The following is a 2691-nucleotide window of genomic DNA, read 5'->3' as shown; positions in this document are numbered from 1 at the left end:
CTATATGAGAGGTTCACGTGAAGGGGTTGGTTATGGGAGGTAAGATTATGAAGTATGTTTCTAAAGATGGGCTTCTTGAGTTAAAATATAACCAAGTATGCCCTTCTGAAGAGTTGAAGGCTGAATTGCTAACAGCTTTAATGTATGCTTATGACAAATCGATTAAACACTGGTTGCTCGACCTAACACAAACCAATGCTCTGGAAGACAGCGAAGAGGCCTGGCTGTATGGGTTTCTGGTGCCTGAGATGATGATGCGCCTTGGCTCTGATAACTATTTGGCTATTGTGCTCTCTGAAAGCTGTTTTACTGATCTGCTGCACCGGCTGGGAGAAAGCGGCTTACGAAGCTATAATTCCTTTGTGTCTATCAATTTTTTTTGTGAGTATAGATTGGCTCATGCATGGCTCAGAGACCGATTGCTACTGAACGCATCGTGAGCATTTCCTAGCGGTAAAGAATAGAAGCTTTTAACCTTCTTTCTTTGCCATTTGACATACACGCAGCCTCTTTAGGTTTTCCTTTTGCTTAGCAGAATTTTAAATAAAAAAACTGCGCTGCCAGAATTATTCACTAAATCATCATTTAGAGCCTGTTTAAAATTCATCCTTTGCGCTGCAAAAGCCTGTAAAGGAACCTGGCTTCACGCTTTTCTCGCCCCATAGCGCTCTATGAAGCTCTAAAACCGCTTTGCCAGAACCCTTTCCATTCAGCTTTCGCCTGAAAAAACGAAATAGTAAACAAGCTCTTACTAAATCTGAACGGGAACAGGTGCTTCGTGATTTTGAAAAGCAGGCTAATTGTTGTAAAATGCCATTGCTTTTATCTTTAACACTAAACTAAAACATGTTCAAAATCAATCAATTTAAACTTTCTCTCCTTCTACTCCTTTTCTTAACCTTCACAAATGCGGCGGCGGCCCTTGCAGCAGAGCTAAAGTATACGCTTTCTATGCCCGAACCACACACGCACTACTTTAAAGTGGAGGCAGAGCTGAGTGGCGTTAAAAAGAAATACATAGATTTCACGATGCCTGTTTGGGCACCCGGATCATACTTGGTTCGTGAGTTTGCAAAGAATGTCGAAAGTTTTAAGGCTACAGATAAAACAGGCAAACCGCTACAGAGTGAAAAGATCGATAAAAACACTTGGCGTGTCTACAGCAATAAAGCTGATGCCGTACGTGCCTCTTATGATGTGTATGCCTATGAGCTAAGTGTTCGCACCAGCTACCTCGATGCATCACATGGTTATCTCAATGGAACAAGCATCTTTATGTATCCGGAGGGCTATCAGAATTTAAATGGTACACTCGTAGTAAACCCCTACAAAGAATGGAACACCGTATCTACAGGTTTAAAAAGTACAGGTAAATTCACTTATACCTTTCCTAACTACGATATATTGGCTGACTCACCGTTGGAAATTGGAAATCACAAAGTGCTGAAGTTTACTGCAGCCGGAGTGCCACATGAAGTAGCTATGTATGGCGAAGGCAATTACGAAGAGCAGCGCCTGCTGGCGGATATGAAAAAGGTAGTGGAAGAGGCTGTGGAAGTAATTGGTGAGCTGCCTGTAGACCGCTATGTATTTATCGTCCATAACCTCGAGCGAGGTGGGGGAGGACTGGAACACCTGAACTCTACTACGCTTCAAACTTCTCGCATGAACTATGGCACAGAAGCTGGCTATACCGGTTTCTTAAGCTTAGTGGCACATGAGTATTTTCACCTGTGGAATGTGAAGCGCCTGCGCCCGGAAGCGCTGGGTCCATTTAATTATAATCAGGAAAATTATACTACTTTGCTGTGGGTGTCTGAAGGTATAACGAGCTATTACGATGATCTTATTGTGCGCCGCGCAGGTTTTACAACGCCAGATCGATACCTTGCTGTTGTGGCCGGAAGTATAAACTCTGTAGAAAACACACCTGGCAATAAAATACAGTCTGTGGCTGAAGCAAGCTTTGACGCCTGGATTAAGTATTATCGCCGCACCGAGAATTCTAATAACGCAGAAGTTTCATATTATACAAAAGGTGGCGTACTGGGTCATTTGCTTAACATGGAAGTAATGGAAGCAACTAAGGGTGAGAAAAGCCTGGATGATGTTATGAAACTGATGTATCAGCGGTATTATAAAAACCTTAAAAGAGGCTTTAAAGAAACTGAATTTAAAGAAGCTATAGAAAAAGTTTCTGGCCGAAACATGGACAAGTTTTTCCAGGATTATGTGCATGGAACAAAAACGCCTGCCTATAATGAGTACTTTGATGCAGCAGGCTTACAGCTGGTTAATACCAATGAAGGAAGCAATGCCATTAACTGGGGGGCTACAACTGTCATGTCAGGGGGGAAACTGCTTGTGCGCGGGGTTAACCGTGGTAGCAGCGCCTGGGATGGAGGCTTAAATGTAAATGATGAAATTATCTCCATGGATGGAATGCGTGTAGGAGATGATCTGGAGCGCCGCATAGCTGGTATGGCTGTAGGCGACACAGCCGAGGTGGTGATTTCTCGTGACGGTAACCTTCAATCTTTGAAGATTAAGATGCTAGGCGATGCCAGCGTGAGGTATCAATTCATAAAACTGCCTAACTCAACACCCGTTCAATCTCAAATTTTTAATAAATGGCTGGAGGTTGGCAGCAACTAGCAAATTTTAAACATCACAAAAAAAGCCGGATAATAC

Annotated in this window: 2 protein-coding genes; both read left to right on the top strand. The window is 42.9% G+C overall.

Going from position 1 to position 2691, the window contains the following annotated elements:
* The first annotated feature begins 47 nt into the window (after positions 1-47).
* Positions 48-440 carry a hypothetical protein gene (locus tag ACFQ2O_RS21060; RefSeq protein ID WP_377532759.1) on the top strand — a complete coding sequence of 131 codons (393 nt, stop codon included), beginning with the start codon at positions 48-50 and terminating at the stop codon, positions 438-440.
* A gap of 406 nt (positions 441-846) precedes the next feature.
* On the top strand, positions 847-2655 hold the full coding sequence (locus ACFQ2O_RS21055) for a M61 family metallopeptidase (RefSeq protein WP_377532757.1): 1809 nt from the start codon (positions 847-849) through the stop codon (positions 2653-2655).
* Positions 2656-2691: the final 36 nt, after the last annotated feature.

Source organism: Pontibacter rugosus, assembly GCF_042678745.1.
Taxonomy (GTDB): domain Bacteria; phylum Bacteroidota; class Bacteroidia; order Cytophagales; family Hymenobacteraceae; genus Pontibacter; species Pontibacter rugosus.
This window is presented reverse-complemented; position numbering and strand designations above follow the sequence as displayed.

Excerpts from the sequence above, each read along its gene's own strand:
- ACFQ2O_RS21060 (WP_377532759.1), top strand. The coding sequence starts at position 48 with ATGAAGTATGTTTCTAAAGATGGGCTTCTTGAGTTAAAATATAACCAA.
- ACFQ2O_RS21055 (WP_377532757.1), top strand. The coding sequence starts at position 847 with ATGTTCAAAATCAATCAATTTAAACTTTCTCTCCTTCTACTCCTTTTC.